At 77.9% G+C, this 899-nt stretch carries 2 protein-coding genes; both read left to right on the top strand.

Features of this window, described 5'->3' with window-relative positions:
- Positions 1-329 (top strand): helix-turn-helix transcriptional regulator (locus tag PYV61_RS25935; protein WP_275836781.1); only part of this gene is annotated, 329 nt, incomplete at its 5' end.
- Positions 330-449: 120 nt separating this feature from the next.
- The coding region (locus PYV61_RS25930; protein ID WP_275836780.1) for a hypothetical protein at positions 450-899 on the top strand (450 nt) is incomplete at its 3' end.

The following is an 899-nucleotide window of genomic DNA, read 5'->3' as shown; positions in this document are numbered from 1 at the left end:
CGAGCGCCGCCCTCGCCGCGCGCGCGCTGCTCGGCGAGGGGTTCGCGCGCCCGCTCTCGCTCGCCGCGCTGGCCGACGCCGCCCAGCTCGCCCCGGCGCGCCTCGCCCGCGCCTTCCGCGCCGAGGTCGGGCTCCCCCCGCACGCCTACCTCGAGCTGGTGCGCGTCGAGCAGGCGAAGTCGCGCCTCCGCCGCGGCGACCCCATCGCCGACGTCGCGTTCGCCACCGGGTTCGCCGACCAGAGCCATCTCACGCGGCGATTCCGGCGCGTCGTCGGCGTGACGCCGGGGGTCTACGCGCGGGCGAATCGGGTGCGGAAGGCCGGGTAGAGCGGGAGTCGGCACGGCGGGAGTCGGCACGGCGGGAGTCGCGGCCGCGAACTGCGGGTGCGCGCCGGGGGTACGCCGTCACCACTCCCGCCCTCGCGACTCCCGCCGTAGCGACTCCCGTTGTTCCGCGCCGCCCTCCTCTTCCTCCTGCTCGCCACACCGGCGCTCGCCCAGCGCGGGAAGCCGTGGTGGTCCGACTCCACCAAGTGGCCCCCGGGGACGTTCCGCCGCGTCACGACGAGGCGCCCCGCGCATACCGTCGCCGTCGGCGACACGCTGGCGCTGGCGCCGCCGGCGTTCCCCGCCGGGCTTCCCGACTCGATCGCGCGCGACGTGCGGTGGGGCGCCGACGACCCGCGCGTCCTCGTCGTCGAGCCGGGGCGGGCGGTCGCGCGGGCCGCGGGGAGCACCACCGTCATCATCTGGACGCGCGTCGGGCCGACGCTCGTGCCGGTGCGCGTGGTCGCCGCGCAGCGCGGGCGGCTGCACACCGCCGACGGGAGCGCGCCGCCGCCGGCGCGCGCGCGAAGTCGGAGGCCAAGCGGTCTTAGGAAGACAAATCGTGGTCTC

The organism is Roseisolibacter sp. H3M3-2 (genome assembly GCF_029211165.1).
Taxonomy (GTDB): Bacteria; Gemmatimonadota; Gemmatimonadetes; order Gemmatimonadales; family Gemmatimonadaceae; genus Roseisolibacter.
This window is presented reverse-complemented; position numbering and strand designations above follow the sequence as displayed.